General features: G+C 63.2%; 13 protein-coding genes and 2 riboswitches. Of the genes, 5 read left to right on the forward strand and 8 right to left on the reverse strand.

Translation table 11 applies throughout. The features are described from left to right. Positions 1-128 precede the first annotated feature (128 nt). Together KI235_RS10545 and KI235_RS10550 are read right to left on the reverse strand one after the other, a co-directional pair. Complete coding sequence (locus KI235_RS10545; protein WP_003200186.1) at positions 129-623, reverse strand: DUF934 domain-containing protein; 495 nt, start codon at positions 621-623, stop codon at positions 129-131. Continuing rightward, a complete protein-coding gene (locus tag KI235_RS10550; RefSeq protein ID WP_003200188.1) occupies positions 607-2265 on the reverse strand; it encodes a nitrite/sulfite reductase in 1659 nt (552 codons plus the stop codon). The genes KI235_RS10545 and KI235_RS10550 overlap by 17 nt, the downstream gene beginning before the upstream one ends. Before the next feature lie 503 nt (positions 2266-2768). Here KI235_RS10550 and KI235_RS10555 point away from each other — a divergent pair. Beyond that, entirely contained in the window at positions 2769-3908 is a 1140-nt protein-coding gene (locus KI235_RS10555) for an ABC transporter substrate-binding protein (RefSeq protein ID WP_003200192.1), read from the forward strand. A gap of 74 nt (positions 3909-3982) precedes the next feature. Here KI235_RS10555 and KI235_RS10560 read toward each other — a convergent pair whose 3' ends face one another. Next, on the reverse strand, positions 3983-4201 hold the full coding sequence (locus tag KI235_RS10560; RefSeq protein WP_003200193.1) for a DUF2970 domain-containing protein: 219 nt from the start codon (positions 4199-4201) through the stop codon (positions 3983-3985). Between the two features lie 54 nt (positions 4202-4255). After that, positions 4256-7966, reverse strand: a complete 3711-nt coding sequence (gene metH, locus KI235_RS10565; protein ID WP_212795673.1) for a methionine synthase — start codon at positions 7964-7966, stop codon at positions 4256-4258. 156 nt (positions 7967-8122) lie between these two features. Between metH and KI235_RS10570 the strand changes: the two genes are divergently transcribed. Together KI235_RS10570 and nfuA are read left to right on the forward strand one after the other, a co-directional pair. Then, positions 8123-10414: a fatty acid cis/trans isomerase gene (locus tag KI235_RS10570; RefSeq protein WP_027912556.1), complete on the forward strand. Its 2292-nt coding sequence runs from the start codon at positions 8123-8125 to the stop codon at positions 10412-10414. Between the two features lie 115 nt (positions 10415-10529). Continuing rightward, a complete protein-coding gene (gene nfuA / locus KI235_RS10575; protein WP_003182850.1) occupies positions 10530-11114 on the forward strand; it encodes a Fe-S biogenesis protein NfuA in 585 nt (194 codons plus the stop codon). Between the two features lie 180 nt (positions 11115-11294). Here the strand turns inward: nfuA and cobM are convergent, their stop codons facing one another. The 4 genes from cobM to KI235_RS10595 all read right to left on the reverse strand — a co-directional run bounded on the left by cobM (position 11295) and on the right by KI235_RS10595 (position 13415). Next, on the reverse strand, positions 11295-12041 hold the full coding sequence (gene cobM / locus KI235_RS10580; RefSeq protein ID WP_003200200.1) for a precorrin-4 C(11)-methyltransferase: 747 nt from the start codon (positions 12039-12041) through the stop codon (positions 11295-11297). 77 nt (positions 12042-12118) lie between these two features. Then, positions 12119-12523, reverse strand: coding sequence for a cobalamin biosynthesis protein (locus KI235_RS10585; RefSeq protein ID WP_003200202.1), 405 nt, complete (start codon positions 12521-12523; stop codon positions 12119-12121). Then, complete coding sequence (locus KI235_RS10590) at positions 12520-13215, reverse strand: CbtA family protein (RefSeq protein WP_003200205.1); 696 nt, start codon at positions 13213-13215, stop codon at positions 12520-12522. Before KI235_RS10590 ends, KI235_RS10585 begins: the two co-directional genes overlap by 4 nt. Positions 13216-13226: 11 nt before the next feature. Then, positions 13227-13415, reverse strand: coding sequence for a CbtB-domain containing protein (locus tag KI235_RS10595; RefSeq protein ID WP_014338677.1), 189 nt, complete (start codon positions 13413-13415; stop codon positions 13227-13229). 99 nt (positions 13416-13514) lie between these two features. Next, positions 13515-13738: riboswitch (cobalamin riboswitch) on the reverse strand. Positions 13739-13951: 213 nt separating this feature from the next. After that, positions 13952-14166, forward strand: a riboswitch (cobalamin riboswitch). 97 nt (positions 14167-14263) lie between these two features. Between KI235_RS10595 and cobW the strand changes: the two genes are divergently transcribed. Together cobW and cobN are read left to right on the forward strand one after the other, a co-directional pair. Beyond that, positions 14264-15328, forward strand: a complete 1065-nt coding sequence (cobW, locus tag KI235_RS10600; RefSeq protein WP_003200209.1) for a cobalamin biosynthesis protein CobW — start codon at positions 14264-14266, stop codon at positions 15326-15328. Positions 15329-15331: 3 nt separating this feature from the next. Beyond that, complete coding sequence (gene cobN / locus KI235_RS10605; RefSeq protein ID WP_039011195.1) at positions 15332-19105, forward strand: cobaltochelatase subunit CobN; 3774 nt, start codon at positions 15332-15334, stop codon at positions 19103-19105. The last annotated feature ends 129 nt before the right edge of the window (positions 19106-19234 follow it).

The following is a 19234-nucleotide window of genomic DNA, read 5'->3' on the forward strand; positions in this document are numbered from 1 at the left end:
CAGACACACCGCCATCGCGAGCAAGCTCGCTCCCACAGTGGTTCGGGGGGGAGCTGGGCATTGATCATTCAGAAACAAAAAAGCCCTGAACCGGTACACCCGGCTCAGGGCTTTTTCATAGGGCTTTCTCAGCGACGACGGAACAGCGGCAGCGGCTCGTCAGTGGCTGCCTGGTAGGTCACCGAGAAGTCCTTGAGGCTTTCGAGGGCTTCGTAGGGATCTTTGTCGGCGCGCAAGGCAAAGGCGTCGAAGCCGCAGCGGCGCATGTAGAACAACTGGTCGCGCAGTACGTCGCCAATCGCCCGCAATTCACCCTTGAAACCATAGCGGTCACGCAGCAGGCGGGCGTTGGAGTAGCTGCGCCCGTCGGTGAAGGCCGGGAAGTTCAAGGCGATGACCTGCAACTGGTTGGCGTCCTCGCCGATTTCCTCGGCTTCCTCGTCGGCGTCCAGCCACACGCCCAGGCCGCCGTCGCGGGCCTTGAGGGCGTGGGCATGATCGCGCCACAGGGCCAGGGGCACGATCAGGTCGTCACAGTTGGAGATGCCATCGAGGGTCGCGTCCTTGGGCAGCAGGTGCCAGGTTTCGTCGACAACCTCGTTGTTCTTAATGATTCGCTGCATAGACGCGTTCCTTGAAGAGGTCGATGCCAATACGTTGGTAAGTGTCGATGAAGCGCTCGTCTTCGGTACGTTGTTCGATGTACACGTCGATCAGCTTCTCGATCACGTCAGGCATGTCGTCCTGGGCAAACGACGGGCCGAGGATCTTGCCCAGGCTGGCGTCGCGGCTACCGCTGCCGCCCAGGGAGACCTGGTAGAACTCTTCGCCTTTCTTGTCCACGCCCAGGATGCCGATGTGGCCGACGTGGTGGTGACCACAGGCGTTCATGCAGCCGGAAATGTTCAGGTCCAGCTCGCCGATGTCGAACAGGTAGTCCAGGTCGTCGAAACGACGCTGGATCGATTCGGCGATAGGGATCGACTTGGCGTTGGCCAGCGAGCAGAAATCGCCGCCCGGGCAGCAGATCATGTCGGTCAGCAGGCCGATGTTCGGGGTGGCGAAACCTTGCTCGCGCAGCTCGCCCCACAGGGTGAACAACTGGCTCTGTTCAACGTCCGCCAGGATGATGTTCTGTTCGTGGGAGGTGCGCAGCTGGCCGAAGCTGTAGCGCTCGGCCAGGTCGGCCACGGCGTCCAGTTGCTTGTCGGTGATGTCGCCTGGCGCGACGCCGGTCGGCTTCAGGGACAGGGTCACCGCGACATAACCCGGCTTCTTGTGGGCCAGGGTGTTGCGGGTGCGCCAGCGGGCGAAGCCTGGGTGTTCCTTGTCGAGGGCTGCCAGTTCGGCGTCCTGATTACCCAGCGCCTTGTACTGCGGGTCGACAAAGTGCTTGGCGACGCGATGCACTTCGGCTTCGGTCAGGGTGGTCTGGCCGCCACGCAGGTGAGCCATCTCGGCTTCGACCTTCTCGGCGAACACTTCAGGCGTCAGGGCCTTGACCAGGATCTTGATCCGCGCCTTGTATTTGTTGTCGCGACGGCCGTAGCGGTTGTATACCCGCAGGATGGCGTCGAGGTAGCTCAGCAGGTCCTGCCACGGCAGGAACTCGTTGATGAACGCGCCGACCACCGGCGTACGCCCCAGGCCACCGCCGACCAGTACACGGAAGCCCAGCTCGCCGGCCGCGTTGTAGACCGTTTCCAGGCCGATGTCGTGGACTTCGATGGCCGCACGGTCCGAGGTCGAGCCGTTGATGGCGATCTTGAACTTGCGCGGCAGGTAGGCGAATTCCGGGTGGAAAGTCGTCCACTGGCGGACAATTTCGCACCACGGGCGCGGGTCGATCAACTCGTCGGCTGCGACACCGGCGAACTGGTCGGTGGTGACGTTGCGCAGGCAGTTACCGCTGGTCTGGATCGCGTGCATCTGCACGGTGGCCAGTTCGGCGAGGATCTCGGGCACATCTTCCAGGGCTGGCCAGTTGTACTGGACGTTCTGCCGGGTACTGATGTGGGCGTAGCCCTTGTCGTAGTCGCGGGCAATTTTCGCCAGCTTGCGCACCTGGCGCGAGGTCAGTTGGCCATAAGGCACAGCCACGCGCAGCATCGGGGCGAAGCGCTGGATATACAAGCCATTCTGCAAGCGCAGAGGGCGGAATTCTTCTTCGCTCAGCTCGCCTGCCAGATAGCGTCGGGTCTGATCACGGAACTGCTTGACGCGGTCCTCGATGATCCGCTGATCGTACTCGTCATATACGTACATATAAGTCTCGGTCTCAGGCTTGGGCCGATCAGAAACAGCTGCATGTTGGCTCGCTGGAATCGGGTTCTGCCTCGGCAATTCTGCGCGCACGGCCGCGCACTCCTAGAGGAGCCGGTGCAAGATACCTGTTTTGAGTTATGCGCAAAAGTGATGTTTGAGTATATGTAAAGAACCAAATCGACTAATGAGATTGATTATTGCCTAACCCACATTTGTCGTACGGGCAATCATCGTCTTAACTGTGGTCGAGTCCCTATGCAATCACCTACAAAACCGACAAGAGGCGATGCAATGAGCAATCCGACCAAAGCAAGGAAAAGCGACAGTACTGTTGATGCCTGGGCCATTTTGTTCCTGATTATCCTGGTGGTGGGCACCGCAGTGTTCTGGGTCAGTCATCAATAAGTTCGAGCCGTTGCAGGCCACATGAAGGTCGCGCGTTCATGTGCCCGTTCGCCACCCGGGTCGTTATACTGGGTGGCGTATTATTTGGGGCGGGCGGGATGTCGAAGTTTATCTGTAGGCTACTGGGGCTGTTATGCCTGTCATTCTGGGCCCAGGCCCAGGCCGCCCATGTGGTTTCTTCTTCGTCCGAGGCGTTGCCTGGCAGTTCGGCTGCTCCTTCAGTCGTGTTCCTTAACCCGGGGTACTCCACCGAGCCCTTCTGGGTCAGCTACACCGAATTCATGCAAGCGGCGGCAAGCAAACTGGGCTTGCGGCTGCGCGTGGAGTATGCCGAGCGCGATCCCCAGCGGATGATTCGCCAAGCGCGCGAGGCCGTCACGGCCAAGGACCGTCCGGACTATCTGGTGTTGGTCAACGAGCAGTATGTCGCCCCGCGGATCCTGCAGTTGGCGCAGGGCAGTGGGGTCAAGCTGTTCCTGGTGAACAACACGTTGACCAGCGATCAGACTCGCCTGCTGACAGAGAACGGTGCCCCACCTCCCGAGTTGCTCGGCAGCCTGGTGCCCAATGATGAGCGCAGCGGTTACCTGATGCTCAAGGAACTGTTGCGACAATACGGACCGTTGGCGCCTGGGCAGACGCTCGATCTGCTGGCTTTTTCCGGGAAGAAACTCACCCCTTCGGCGCAACTGCGCGAGAAAGGCCTGCTCCGGGCGCTGGCCGAGCACCCGCAAGTGCATCTGCGCCAGTTGGTCTATGGCGAGTGGAATCGCGAACGGGCTCATGAGCAGGCAAGCCAGTTGATCAAGCGCTATCCGCAGACCGCGCTGGTCTGGTCGGCCAATGATGAAATGGCCCTGGGCGCCATGCAGGCGTTCGAGGAGGCGGGTCGCCAACCGGGCAAGGATGTGTTGTTCAGCGCCATGAACAGCTCCAGGGCGGCGCTCCAGGCCCGCATCGACGGGCGCTTGAGCGTGCTGTTCACCGGGCATTTCAGCTTGGGAGGGTGGGCCATGGTGCTGCTCCATGATCACGCCCGGGGCGTCGACCTCGCGCGTCATGGCGGCTACAACCAGCAGATCGACCTGATGCAATCGCTCGATCCGGCCCGTGCCCGCGCGTGGTTGAACATGAATCCGGCCAAGGACTATCGCCTGGACTTCAAGCGCTTCAGCCTGGTGTCCCACCCGGATGGCGAGCGTTATGCCTTTTCGCTCGATGCACTGGGGCGGCGCTAGAGCGGCTCAGATCGAGATGGGCGATATGGCTGTTTCGGTTCGCAAGAGAGCTGTTTCCATACTGTGCAGACGTTCTATACGTCCGCAAAGTACAACACCAGATTGACGATCCCATACAACGTCAACCCGAAAATCACCGTAAACAGGATGCCGAGGATGATGAAGTGGCTCGGCTTGCCATGGGTGAAGTCGCGGGCGCGGTTTTTTCCGCTTTGCACGCCGAAGGCCGCCGCTCCCACGCTGTGGAGCATTTGCCAGAGGGTGGGCGGCTTATTTTCGGTTGGTTCGTCCATGATGCTCTCCATACACAAGGTCGTATGTAGAGAGCATAGCCAATTGCTGCGCACTCAGTTGTCGTAACCCAGGTTTGGCGACAGCCAGCGCTCCGTCACGCTCAGGTCCTGGCCCTTGCGGGCGGTGTAGCTCTGGACCTGGTCCTTGTCGATCTTGCCCACGGCGAAGTATTGCGCCTGGGGGTGGGCGAAATACCAGCCGCTGACCGCTGCTGCCGGGAACATGGCGTAGTGTTCGGTGAGGAACACACCGCTGCGCCCGGCCTTCAGTTCGCTGGCCTCGGGGTCGAGCAGGCGGAACAGGGTGGCCTTCTCGGTGTGGTCCGGGCAGGCCGGGTAGCCAGGGGCAGGGCGGATGCCGGTGTACTGCTCCTTGATCAGGGCGTCGTTGTCCAGGCTCTCGTCCTGGGCATAGCCCCAATAGTCTTTGCGCACCTGCTGGTGCAGCCATTCGGCACAAGCTTCGGCCAGTCGGTCGGCCAGGGCCTTGACCATGATCGAGTTGTAGTCGTCGCCGGCTTCCTGGTAGGCCTTGGCGACTTCTTCGGCACCGATGCCAGCAGTGGTAATGAAACCGCCGACGTAGTCGGTCACCCCGCTGTCCTTCGGCGCGACGAAGTCGGCCAGGGAGAAGTTCGGCTTGCCGTCGGTCTTGATGATCTGTTGGCGCAGGTGATGCAGGCGGGCCAGTGGCTTGCCATCGTCGCCGTAGACTTCCAGGTCATCGTCGTGCACCTGGTTGGCCGGCCAGAAACCGAACACGGCGCGGGCGCTGATGAGTTTCTCGTCGATCAGCTTGCGCAACATCGCCCAGGCATCGGCGTACAGCGCGGTGGCGGCTTCGCCGACCACTTCGTCGGTGAGGATGCGCGGGTATTTGCCGGCCAGGTCCCAGGAAATGAAGAATGGTGTCCAGTCGATGTATTCGGCCAGGACGTTCAGGTCGATGTTGTCCAGTACTTTGGCGCCCGTGAAGGTCGGCTTGACCGGCTGGTAGCTGCTCCAGTCGAACTGTGGCTTCTTGGCCACGGCGGCGGGGTAGCTCAGGCGTTCGGTGCGGGCGCTGCGGTTGGAAGTACGCTCGCGTACGTCGATGTAGTCCAGGCGGGTTTTCTCGACGAAAGCCGGCTTGAGCTCCTTGGACAGCAACTGGGTCGCCACGCCTACGGCGCGGGAGGCGTCGGTGACGTAGATCACCGCGTCGTTGCTGTACTTGGGCTCGATCTTCACCGCCGTGTGGGCCTTGGAGGTGGTGGCCCCGCCAATCATCAGCGGCAGGTGGAAGCCCTGGCGCTGCATCTCGCGCGCCACATGCACCATCTCATCCAGGGACGGGGTGATCAGCCCAGAGAGGCCGATAATGTCGCACTTCTGCTCCTTGGCCACCTGCAGGATCTTCTCCGCCGGCACCATCACGCCCAGGTCGACGATGTCATAGCCGTTGCAACCGAGCACCACGCCGACGATGTTCTTGCCGATGTCATGCACGTCGCCCTTGACCGTGGCCATCAGGATCTTGCCCTTGGCCTCCGGCTTGTCGCCTTTTTCCGCCTCGATGAACGGGATCAGGTGGGCCACGGCCTGCTTCATCACGCGGGCGGACTTGACCACCTGGGGCAGGAACATTTTGCCGGCGCCAAACAGGTCGCCGACGATGTTCATGCCGGCCATCAGCGGGCCTTCGATGACCTCGATCGGGCGGGCGAAAGACAGTCGCGATTCCTCGGTGTCTTCAACGATGTGGGTGGTGATGCCCTTGACCAGCGCATGCTCCAGGCGCTTGTTCACTTCCCAGCCGCGCCATTCCTCGGTTTCCGCTTCCTTGACGCTGCCGTCGCCCTTGTACTTGTCGGCGATGGCCAGCAGGGCGTCGGTGCCTTCGGGGGTGCGGTTGAGGATCACGTCTTCCACGGCGTCGCGCAGCTCCGCCGGGATCTGGTCGTAGATCTCCAGTTGGCCGGCGTTGACGATGCCCATGGTCAGGCCCGCGCGGATCGCATAGAGCAGGAACACCGAGTGGATTGCCTCGCGCACCGGGTTGTTGCCGCGGAACGAGAAGGACACGTTGGAGACCCCGCCCGAGGTCAGTGCGTAGGGCAGTTCGTCACGGATGTAGGCGCAGGCGTTGATGAAATCCACGGCATAGTTGTTGTGCTCTTCGATACCGGTGGCGACCGCGAAGATGTTCGGGTCGAAGATGATGTCTTCCGGTGGGAAGCCGACTTCATTGACCAGGATGTCGTAGGAGCGCTTGCAGATTTCCTTCTTGCGCGCCTCGGTGTCGGCCTGGCCGGCTTCGTCGAAGGCCATCACCACCACGGCGGCACCGTAGCGCTTGCACAACTTGGCGTGATGGATGAACTGCTCGACGCCTTCCTTCATGCTGATGGAGTTGACGATGCCCTTGCCCTGGATGCATTTGAGGCCGGCTTCGATCACTTCCCACTTGGAGGAGTCGATCATGATCGGCACGCGGGAGATGTCCGGTTCGCCGGCAATCAGATTGAGGAAGGTCACCATGGCCTTCTTCGAATCGAGCATGCCCTCGTCCATGTTGATGTCGATCACCTGGGCGCCGGCCTCGACCTGTTGCAGGGCCACTTCCAGGGCCTCGGTGTAGTTGTCCTCGCGGATCAGCCGGGCGAACTTGGCGGAACCGGTGATGTTGGTCCGCTCGCCGACGTTGACGAACAGCGAACTGCGATCGATGGTGAACGGTTCCAGGCCCGACAGGCGGCAGGCCCGCGGGATCTCCGGGATTGGCCGCGGCGCATAGCCGGCCACGGCCTTGGCGATGGCTTCGATGTGCGCCGGGGTGGTGCCGCAGCAGCCGCCGACAATGTTCAGGAAACCGCTCTGGGCGAACTCTTCGATGACCTTGGCCGTTTCGGCTGGCAGTTCGTCGTATTCACCGAATTCGTTGGGCAGGCCGGCGTTGGGGTGGGCCGATACGTGGGTGCTGGCCTTGTTCGACAGCTCCTCCAGGTACGGACGCAGTTCGCTGGCGCCGAGGGCGCAGTTCAGGCCCACGGAGATCGGCTTGGCGTGGGCCACCGAGTTCCAGAAAGCTTCGGTGGTCTGGCCCGAGAGGGTGCGGCCGGAGGCGTCGGTGATGGTGCCGGAGATCATGATCGGCAGTTCGACGCCCAGTTCTTCGTAGACCCCTTGCACGGCAAAGATCGCCGCCTTGGCGTTCAGCGTGTCGAAAATGGTTTCGATCAGGATCAGGTCGGCGCCGCCTTCGATCAGGCCCTTGGTGGCCTCGGTGTAGTTTTCCACCAGTTCGTCGAAGGTCACGTTGCGGTAGCCGGGGTTGTTCACATCCGGTGACAGCGAGCAGGTGCGGCTGGTCGGGCCGAGCACGCCGGCGACGAAGCGCGGCTTGTCCGGGGTTTCCAGGGTCTTGGCGTCGGCCACTTTACGGGCCAGGCGCGCGCCTTCCAGGTTCAGCTCGTAGGCCAGGCCCTGCATGCCGTAGTCGGCCTGGGACACCTGGGTGGCGTTGAAGGTGTTGGTCTCCAGGATGTCGGCGCCGGCATCCAGGTAGGCTTTTTCAATGGCACCGATCACGTCGGGGCGGCTGAGCACCAGCAAATCGTTGTTGCCCTTGACGTCGCTCGGCCAGTCGGCGAAGCGCTTGCCGCGGTAGTCCTGTTCTTCCAGCTTGTAGCTCTGGATCATCGTGCCCATGCCGCCGTCGAGGATCAGGATGCGTTCCTTGAGGGCTTGCTGGAGAAGATAAAGGCGAGCGCTGCGATCAGACATAGGACTACCTGGAAAAAAAGACCATTACGAAGGCCGGGATGATAGCAAACCTGTGCAGGATTTGATCATGAGGGGCTTTTGCATGAATATCGCTCATGTTTGCAAGGCGATGCTGGCCCGGTAGAATCGCCGGACTATCTCTTAGGGACCCGAGACATGCCGTACCGCGTCTTATTCGGCAGTCTGTTGCTGCTGTTGTGTTTTACCGCAGCCGCCGGGAGTCTCGCTCCCGCGATCTCCTACACCCGCGACATCCAGCCGATCTTCACGGAAAAATGCGTGGCCTGTCATGCCTGCTACGATTCCGCCTGCCAGTTGAACCTGGGCAGCGGCGAAGGCGCGGCACGGGGGGCGAGCAAGCTGTCGGTGTACGACGGCGAGCGGCGCCAGGCGGCCGATCCGACCCGTTTGTTCTATGACGCCTCCGGCCAGCGCGCCTGGCAGCGCAAGGGTTTCTATTCGGTGCTCGATGCACAAGGCAGCCAGGCTGCCCTGATGGCGCGCATGCTGGAGTTGGGCCACCGCACGCCGTTGCAGCCCAACGCCAAACTGCCGGAAGAGATCGTGCTGGGCCTCAATCGTGAAAACAGTTGCGCGATGCCCGATCAATTCAACGAATACGCCGGTGCCCATCCCAAGGAAGGCATGCCCCTGGCCGTCACCGGCCTGACCGACCAGCAATACCAGACCCTGCAACGCTGGCTGGCCGCAGGCGCCCCCATCGATCAGCAGGCCCTGGCCCCGAGTGCCGCCGAAGCCTTGCAGGTGGTGCAATGGGAAAACCTGCTCAATGCCCCTGGCGCCCGGGAAAGCCTGGTGGGCCGCTGGTTGTTCGAGCATTGGTTCCTGGCGCACATCTATTTCAAGGACGGTGAGCCGGGGCATTTCTTCCAGTGGGTCCGTTCGCGCACGCCCACCGGCCAGCCGATCGACCTGATCAATACCCGTCGTCCGAATGATGACCCCGGCACCAGCGTCTATTACCGGCTCTGGCCGGTGCAAGGGGTGATCGTACACAAGACCCACATCACCTACGGCTTGAGCGCTGCGAAGATGGCGCGCATCAAGAGCCTGTTCTACAGCGGCAAATGGCAGGTTTCCGCGTTGCCGGGCTACGGTCCGGAGCGCCGGGCCAATCCGTTCTCCACCTTCGAAGCTATCCCGGCCCAGGCTCGCTACCAGTTCATGCTCGATAACGCCGAGTATTTCGTGCGCACCTTCATTCGCGGGCCGGTGTGCCGGGGCCAGATTGCCACGGACGTGATCCGCGACAATTTCTGGGCGTTGTTCCAAGCGCCCGAACACGACCTGTACATCACCGATCCGAACTACCGCGGCCAGGCCACGCCGCTGCTGGCGATGCCGGGGCAGAACGACGATGTGGGCAGCGTCGTCAGCCTGTGGCTCGACTACCGGGACAAGCGCAACGAATACGAAGCCTTGCGCCGCGACGTCTATGCCGACGCTCCGGCGCCGAGTTGGTCGACGCTGTGGGCCGGGAACGACAATGCGTTGCTGAGCATTTTCCGGCACTTCGACAGCGCCTCGGTCAACAAGGGCCTGATCGGCGAAGTGCCGCAGACGATGTGGCTGTTCGACTTCCCATTGCTGGAGCGCACCTATTACCAATTGGCGGTGAACTTCGATGTATTCGGCAACGTGTCCCACCAGGCCCAGACCCGGCTGTATTTCGATCTGATCCGCAACGGTGCGGAGCAGAACTTCCTGCGCCTGATGCCGGCTGACTCCCGGGAAGGCTACCTTGACGACTGGTACCAGGCCGGCGGCAAATTCAAGATGTGGCTCGATTACGAGACCATCGACGATGACAAGCCGACCGCCCTCAAGCTCGACGAGCGCGACCCCAAGGGCGATTTCGCCCAGCAATTGCTGGCCCGTTACGGCGAGCTGAATGCGCGCCCCGATCCGATCAACCGCTGCGACGGGGCCTACTGCTCGCGCCCGAATATCGACCCGGCGCTGCAAAACGCCGAACAGGCCCTCAGTCGGCTGGTGTCACGCCCGGCGGCGGGGCTCAAGGTGATCGACCAACTGCCGGAAGCGACCCTGCTGCGCGTCGAAACCGCCAGCGGTCATCGTGAGGTCTACAGCCTGCTGCGCAACCGAGCCCACAGCAACGTGGCGTTCCTGCTGGGCGAGGAGGCGCGCTACCAGCCGGGGCTGGACACGCTGACGGTCTACCCGGGTGTGCTCAGCAGCTATCCGAACTTCATGTTCAACATTCCGGCCGAGCAAGTGCCGGCGTTCGTCGAGGCCATGCAAGGCGCCCAGGATGCATCGGCGTTCGAGCGGATTGTCGAGCGCTGGGGCATTCGCCGCAGTCACCCGCAGTTCTGGCACTACTTCCATGACCTGAGCCAGTACATCCAGGAGACGGAGCCCGTGGAAAACGGTGTGCTGGACATGAATCGCTACCAGAACCTCTGATCGACAGCACCGGTGGCAAACTCCGTGCCGCCGGGCTCTTTCCTGACAAAAATACTAGGACTTTGTCCGGCGCGATGATTGGCGTAAACTGCCGGCAAGCCTGCGAGGAGTTTCCATGACCGCCATTACCATTACCGATGCCGCCCACGATTACCTGGCCGACCTGCTGTCCAAGCAGAACACGCCTGGGATCGGGATCCGCATCTTCATCACCCAGCCCGGCACCCAGTACGCTGAGACGTGCATTGCCTACTGCAAGCCGGGGGAAGAAAAACCCGAAGACACCGCGCTGGGGCTCAAGAGCTTCACCGCGTACATCGACTCGTTCAGCGAAGCCTTCCTGGACGATGCGGTGGTCGACTACGCCACTGACCGCATGGGCGGCCAACTGACCATCAAGGCGCCAAACGCCAAGGTGCCGATGGTCAATGCCGACAGCCCGGTCAACGAGCGCATCAATTACTACCTGCAAACCGAAATCAACCCGGGACTGGCCAGCCACGGCGGCCAGGTTTCGCTGATCGACGTGGTGGAAGACGGCATCGCCGTACTCCAGTTCGGCGGCGGCTGCCAGGGCTGCGGCCAGGCTGACGTCACCTTGAAGGAAGGCATCGAGCGGACCTTGCTCGAGCGCATTCCGGAGCTCAAGGGCGTACGCGACGTGACCGACCACACGCAGAAAGAAAACGCCTACTACTGATTGTGGCAATACCATCTTGCGATCAGCTCGTAACCTGTGGGAGCGAGCTTGTGGGAGCAAGGCTTGCCCGCGATGCAAACACCTTGGTGTAGCGGATAGACCGAGACGACGCCTTCGCGGGCAAGCCTTGCTCCCACAGATTCGCTCCCGCAGGGGGATCCCGGTGGATTCTCTGGCGAGTCAGGGCCTGTAGAGATGCGCATGCCCGGCGCGGTACAGCGAAGACTCGCTGAACACATCGTTGCCCAGCACACGTCCCACCAGAATCAGCGCCGTGCGGCGAAAGCCCTTGGCGTGTACCTTTGCTGCGATATCGTCCAGCGTCCCCATCACCCAATCCTGATCCGGCCAGGTCGCCCGGTGGATCACGGCAATCGGGCAATCGGCGCCATAGTGGGGCCGCAGTTCGTCGACGATTTTTTCCAGATGATTGACCCCCAGGTGAATCGCCATGGTCGCCCCGTGCTGCGCCAGGCTGCCCAGTTCTTCCCCAGCGGGCATCGGGCTTTTGTCGGCGTAGCGGGTGAGGATCAGGCTTTGGGAAATGTCCGGCAAGGTCAGTTCGGCACCCAGCAGGGCGGCGCAGGCTGAGGTCGCTGTCACCCCCGGGATGATTTCGAAAGGGATGGCCAATTCCCGCAGGCAACGAATCTGCTCGCCGATGGCGCCGTACAGGCTCGGGTCGCCGGAATGCACCCGGGCCACGTCCTGGCCCTTGAGATGGGCGCTCTTGATCAATTCGATGATCTGTTCCAGATGCAGCTCGGCGCTGTTGATCACCTGTTCGGCACAATGGCCTTCAAGGACGGCGGTTGGCACCAGCGAGCCGGCGTAGATGATCACCGCGCACTGGCGGATCAGTCGCTGGCCTTTGACCGTGATGAGGTCCGGGTCGCCGGGGCCGGCGCCGATGAAGTAAACGGTCATGACCGGCTCCTGTGGAAGGTGGGTGAGCGTTGCCCAGATGAAGATCGCTCATGATCCTGGGCGCCGATTATCGGGATTTACGCCACGACCGCCAATGCCAACGTGCTCTTGGGGCCTTTTTGGCGAGTAATCAGTAGCGTCGCGGGCGATCTGCCCAACTGGTCGGCCAAGGCGAGGGCGGCGCTTTCGGCGATGCCGTAGCAACCGGTTCGCTCGAAGGCGATCTCGGAACGGTGACTGAGCCGCTGCTCGTAGCTGGCCAACTGTTCGACACTGAAGCAGGTCAGCGGCAGCGCCAGTTGCCCGGCCAGCTCCAGCAGCCCGGGCTCGTCACGCTTGAGGTCGATACTGGCCAGGGCCCGTACCCGATGAAGTTCGATGCCGTGGGCCAGCAGCGTCTGGTCGAGCAGGGCCCGCAGCGTGCTGGCCGGGCAACCACGCTGGCAGCCCAGGCCGATCACCAGGATCGGCTCGGCGCTCATGCGTCGTGGTGGGCTTGGCCGTCACGGCGAAACAGCCAGGCGCTGATCAGGCCCAGGGCCAGCCAGAACGCGACGTTGGTCAACTGCGAGGCAATCTTGAACTGGCTCTCCAGCGCTTCGGGCGCCAGCATCGAGTGGACTTCGGGCTGCGGCGCGCCGATGACGTGGGGCACCAGCAATGTTGCCACGCCCAGCACCTTGAGCAGCCAATGCTGGCCGAAGGCGATCAAGGCAATGCCCACCGCCGTGGACGCCGCGGTGCCGATCCACCACATCTGTCGTTGGGCCAGGTCGGCCGCTGCGGTGCCAGGCAATTCCGGGGGCAGGCCAAGCGTCGGCGCCAAGACGAAAGTGGCATAACCGGCCAGGCCCCAGAGCAGGCCCTGGGACGTGCGAGTCGGTGCGCGCAAGGTGTACAGGCCCGCCAGCATCAGGGCAAACCCCACGGCGACCACCAGGTTGCCGCCCGTGGTGGACAGCACGCGCTGCCAGCCGTCTTCCGGCTCCCAGGCCTCGGCATCATGGGTATGAGCCGCCCCGTCGGCGTGTTCATGGACCTCGGTCGCCGGGGCCTTCTCGAAGGTTTCCGCCTGGAGAATCAGCGGCGATACCCAGAAACTTTGCAGCAGGGTCAGCAGCAAGGCGGCCAGCAAGCCGCTGAAACCAGCGGTCTGCGCGATACGCTTGATCATGTCGTCAGTTCTCAATGGCACGGGAATGCGGCGCTGTGACGGGTATCGTGAGCAGCGTTGTGCACCGCTTCGATGTGGGAGAAACCGGCGAAATAGACCAGCCCCGCGCCGAGGATGGAAGCAAGGATCGCGGCGCTCAGGCGTTGGCTCAGGGTGGTGGTGCTGCTGGCGGTGCGGGCGGTGCTGCTGATGGTCGACATGGCGCTTCCCTCTGTTCTTGTTCAGTGGGCATTCGAGCGCGATGAAACCCCGGGCGAAAACCCGCCAAGGTTCGAACAGCGCCCGCCCACCGCGGGTTTGTTGATGCATGAGTCAAGGGCCGGTCTCCGGGCTCGCGAGGGGCGGGGCTTGCGCCTGGCCTGCAAGCGTCACCTTCCCATGTCCGGGGACACAGTGGTTCAGACGCTTCGCTCGCTTACCGTTGCGGGGGCAGCACCGGACTGACGTGGCTTTGGAGTAAAGCACACGATTCACCGGTTTCCCGTTTCACCCTGTGAAGGGCACCCGTAACTAGGCGTACAGGAGAGCATGGGCGGGGGCGGGGCGTCAATTGGCGTGGGTTCTCAGGCTGGCACCGAGTTGCGCCCATCGCGAGCAAGCTCGCTCCCACAATGAATCTCGCGGATCACAAAACTCATGTTCAACAAAGATCAACTGTGGGAGCGAGCCTGCTCGCGATGAGGCCCGGACATACACCGCAGAACACTCTGGCGATTGACCCGCCCCCACACCCTGCGTAGCCTTGCGCCTTCGAGGTTCTTCGGCACATGCCGGAGCTAAGAAGGGAACGCGGTCCAAGCCGCGGCTGCCCCCGCAACTGTGAACGGTGCTGTTTCTGCAAGGCCACTGTGCATGCCCTTTAAAACGGGCGCACGGGAAGGCGCAGCAATTGCCAGTCGAAAGATTGGCCCGCCGTCAGCCAGGAGACCTGCCTCGAGACAGATTCTCACTACAACCGGGCGGGGTGATCCGGTGGCGAAATCTTCCGCGCACGCCTGTGCCAGCGGTTGTCGTCCCGTTTGCCCGCCACCTTGCCAAAGGGCATCCGATGAAAACACTGGCCAAACTCCCCGTCACCATCGTCACCGGTTTCCTCGGCTCGGGTAAAACCACCTTGCTGCGGCACATGCTCGACAACGCCCAGGGCCGGCGCATCGCCGTGATCGTCAACGAATTCGGCGAGCTGGGCATCGACGGCGAAATCCTCAAGCAGTGCTCCATCGGTTGCACCGAAGAAGAAGCCAACGGCCGCGTCTATGAACTGGCCAACGGCTGCCTGTGCTGCACGGTGCAGGAAGAGTTCTTCCCGGTGATGCGCGAACTGGTGGCCCGGCGTGGCGACCTCGATCACATCCTCATCGAAACCTCCGGCCTGGCCCTGCCCAAGCCGCTGGTCCAGGCCTTCCAATGGCCGGAAATCCGCAGCGCCTGCACCGTCGATGCGGTAATCACCGTGGTCGACAGCCCGGCCGTGGCCGCGGGTACCTTTGCCGCGTTCCCCGACCAGGTCGATGCCCAGCGCAAACTCGACCCGAACCTGGACCACGAATCGCCGCTGCACGAACTGTTCGCCGACCAACTGGCGAGCGCCGACCTGGTGATCCTCAACAAGGCTGACCTGATCAGCCCTGAGGACCTGGCCAAAGTTCGCCTGGAAGTCGCCGAAGAGCTGCCACCGGCGGTCAAGGTCATCGAAGCCAGCAGCGGTCGCCTGCCGCTGGACGTATTGATCGGCCTGGGCGCTGGTTCCGAAGAACACATCGACGGCCGCCACAGCCATCACGACCATCACCACGATGGCGACGATGATGACCACGATCATGACGCCTTCGATTCCATTTCCATCGAACTGCCCCAGGCTGACGAAAGCCTGTTGCTCGACGCGCTGACGCAACTGGTGGTCCAGCACGGAGTATTGCGAGTCAAGGGTTTCGCGGCGATTCCGAACAAGCCGATGCGCCTGTTGATCCAGGGCGTCGGGACGCGTTTCGACAAGCATTTCGACCGCCAGTGGGGCGCTGAGGAAGCGCGGGTCACCCGCCTGGTGCTGATCGGCCAGGCGCTTGACGCCGCGCTGCTCGAAGCGCAGTTGCGCGCCGCCCTCGGGGCCTAAGCCATGCACCTGCTCAGGACCCAGCCCGGCGGTTTCGTGTCGGATGACAACATTGCCGACCTGGGGCAAACCCCCGCCGAACTGGTGATCCTGTGCAGCGGCGACTCCAGCCTGGCGCTGCTGGCCGAAGCGGCGAAGCAGTTGCCGGGTGACTACCCGCAGTTTCGCCTCGCCAACCCGATGCAGGTGCAGAACCACGCCTCGGTGGATCTGTATGTCGAAGACGTGCTGCAACACGCCAAGGTCATCCTGTTGTCGCTGCATGGCGGCATCGGCTATTGGCGCTACGGCATCGAGCGCCTGATGGAACTGGCGGGGCGCGGGGTGAAGCTGATCCTGGTGCCGGGGGATGATCGTCCAGACCCGGAACTCAGTGACCTGAGCAACGTGGCCGTTGAGGACCGCGACCGGCTCTGGCAGTTCTTGCGCCAGGGCGGGCTGGGCAATGCCCTCGACCTGTTTTACAACCTAGGCAGCCAATGGTTCGGCCGCGATTATCCGTGGGCCGAGCCGCAGGCCTTGCCACGCACGGCCATCTATCACCCGGCGAAAACCAGCGCCAACCTCGACGACTGGCAAGCCGACTGGAGCGCCGGGCAACCGGTGGCGGCGGTGCTGTTTTATCGCTCCCACCTGCAAGCGGCGAACACCGCGTTCATCGACGTGTTCTGCCAGCGCCTGCAAGCGGCGGGGCTCAATCCGCTGCCGATTGCCGTGGCAAGCCTCAAGGAGCCTGGTTGCCTCGCACTTGTAGAGGACTGGCTGGACGAGGTGCAGGCGGGGGTGATCCTCAACACCACCGGCTTCGCTCAATCCAGCCCCGAAGCTCCGCATTTGCGACCGTTTCGCCGCAACATCCCGGTGATCCAGGCGATCTGCGCCCAGGACAACGAACCCGGCTGGCGGGCCAGCGAGCAGGGCTTGGGACCGCGAGACCTGGCGATGCACATTGCCTTGCCGGAACTGGACGGACGGATCATCAGCCGCCCCATCAGTTTCAAGGACCTGGCCTGGCGCAGCGAGCGCAGCCAGAGCGATGTGGTCTGCTACCGGGCCGCGCCCGAGCGCATGGATTTTGTCGCCGAACTGGCCCGACGCTGGACCACCCTGGCGCGTTTGCCCAATGCCCAGAAGCGTGTGGCGCTGATCCTCGCCAACTACCCGACCCGCGACGGTCGCATCGGCAATGGCGTCGGCCTGGACACCCCGGCGTCGGCCTTGAATATCCTGCGGGCCCTGCAGGCCGAGGGCTATCCGTTGCCGTCCGAACTGCCGGCGAGCGGCACCGCGTTGATCCAGCAATTGCTCGGCGGGGTCAGTAATGACCTGGACAGCCTCGACCTGCGTCCCTGTCACCAGAGCCTGGCCCTCGCCGAGTACCAGGCCTTGTTCGACGCATTGCCCGAAGGCAATCGCCAAGCGGTGCTGGCGCGCTGGGGCTCGCCCGAGCAGGACCCGATGTTCCGCGACGGCCGTCTGATGGTCGCCGGTCTTCGGCTGGGCCTGACCTTCGTCGGTATCCAGCCGGCGCGGGGTTATCAGGTCGATCCGAGCGCGGTGTACCATGACCCGGACCTGGTACCGCCCCACGGTTACCTGGCGTTTTATTTCTGGTTGCGCCACACCTACGGCGTCCACGGGGTGATTCACGTCGGCAAGCACGGCAACCTCGAATGGCTGCCGGGCAAGGGCGTCGGGCTGTCGGAAAACTGCTGGCCGGACGTGCTGCTGGGGCCGCTGCCGAATATCTATCCGTTCATCGTCAACGACCCGGGTGAGGGCGCCCAGGCCAAGCGTCGTACCCAGGCGGTAATCATCGACCACTTGATGCCGCCGCTGACCCGGGCCGAAACCTATGGGCCACTGCGTAACCTCGAGCTGCTGGCTGACGAGTACTACGAGGCGCAATTGCTCGATCCGCGCCGTGCCCGGGAGCTGCAACGGGACATCCTCAATCTGGTGCGCGAGACCCACATCGACCGCGAACTGCAACTCGATGCCGGGCTCGACAGCGATGCCGACGCGGCGATCTGGCTGCCACGCCTGGACACTTACCTGTGCGACTTGAAGGAGTCGCAGATCCGCGATGGCTTGCACATTTTTGGTGAGTCGCCCAGCGGACGGCTGCGCATCGACACCTTGCTGGCGTTGCTGCGCATTCCCCGGGGCGACGGCAAAGGCGCGCAGTCGAGCCTGTTGCGGGCGCTGGCCAAGGCGTTCGGGCTGGGTTTCGATCCACTGGATTGTGCCTTGGCCGAGCCCTGGACTGGCGAGTGTCCCGAGGCGTTGCGTCAGGTCAGCGCCGAGCCCTGGCGCACCACCGGCGATACCCGCGAGCGCCTGGAGCTGTTCGCTGTGCAGTTGATCGAGCAGGCGCTGGACGGTGCGGTGGAGCAGCTCGACGCGCCGGGTTGGGAGGTGGCGGGCAGCATCATTGAAAACCTGCGATCCGTCGTGGCCCCGCGCCTGGACGCTTGCGGCCCGGCGGAAATGCGCGGCCTGCTCGATGCCTTGAACGGGCGCTTCGTGCCGGCCGGCCCCAGCGGCGCGCCGAGCCGCGGGCGCCTCGATGTGTTGCCCACCGGGCGCAACTTCTTCTCGGTGGACGTGCGCAACCTGCCCACCACCACGGCGTGGCGCATCGGTTTCCAATCGGCGAACCTGATCCTTGAACGGCACTTGCAGGACCACGGCGATCACCTGCGTCAGCTCGGCCTGTCGGTGTGGGGCACCGCCACCATGCGTACCGGCGGCGATGACATCGCCCAGGCCATGGCGCTGATGGGCGTGCGTCCGGTGTGGGCCACGGGCAGCCAGCGGGTCGATGACTTCGAGATCCTGCCGCTGAGCCTGCTGGACCGGCCTCGGGTCGATGTCACGCTGCGCGTGTCCGGCTTCTTTCGTGACGCCTTTGCCAACCTGATCCGCTTGTTCGATGCCGCCGTGCAGGCCGTCGCCGCCCTCGATGAGCCGGACGACATGAACCCGTTGGCGGCCAAGGTGCGCGGCGAACGCGAAGCCTTGCTGGCATCGGGTCTTGAGCCGGAAGCCGCGGCGCGCCAGGCCGGCTGGCGGATCTTCGGCGCCAAGCCCGGTGCCTATGGCGCGGGCGTGCAGGGGGCGATTGACGGTCGCTTGTGGCAGAGCCGCGAGGATCTGGCCGAGGTGTACCTGAACTGGGGTGGTTACGCCTACGGCGCCAGCGATGAAGGCACTGCTGCCCGGGAGCAGTTCTCCCGGCGTTTGAGCCAGGTGCAGGCGGTGTTGCAGAACCAGGACAACCGCGAGCATGACCTGCTCGATTCCAACGATTACTACCAGTTCCAGGGCGGCATGCTGGCGGCTGTCGAGACCCTCAGTGGTGATGCGGCGGCCAGTTACCATGGCGATCACAGCCAGCCAGACTTGCCCAGGATCCGCACCCTGAAAGAAGAGCTCAACCGCGTCATCCGTTCCCGCGCAGCGAATCCGAAGTGGATCGACGGCGTGAAGCGTCACGGCTATAAAGGCGCGTTCGAACTGGCGGCGACGGTGGACAACCTGTTTGCCTTCGACGCCACCACTCGGTTGATCGACGATCACCAGTACGCCTTGCTGGCCGATGCCTACCTGCTCGACCCGGACACCCGGGATTTCGTCCGCCAGCACAACCCCGACGCTCTGCGGGACATGACCGAGCGCATGCTCGAAGCGCAGCAGCGGGGGATGTGGCAGGCGCCGGGCGAGTACCGCGAGGCGCTGGAGAATTTGTTGTTGGATATAGAAGAAGATGGCTGACGTGCCTACTCAGCAGGCGAGACACAACCCCTGTGATGGGTTGACCTGTGGCAAAGGGATTTATCTCCACCCTGTGGGAGCAAGGCTTGCCCGCGATGGTCGCGCCGCGGTTTAGCAGCTAAACCGCGT

Origin of the sequence: Pseudomonas sp. St386 (assembly GCF_018325865.1) — a bacterium.
Lineage (GTDB): Bacteria > Pseudomonadota > Gammaproteobacteria > Pseudomonadales > Pseudomonadaceae > Aquipseudomonas > Aquipseudomonas brassicacearum.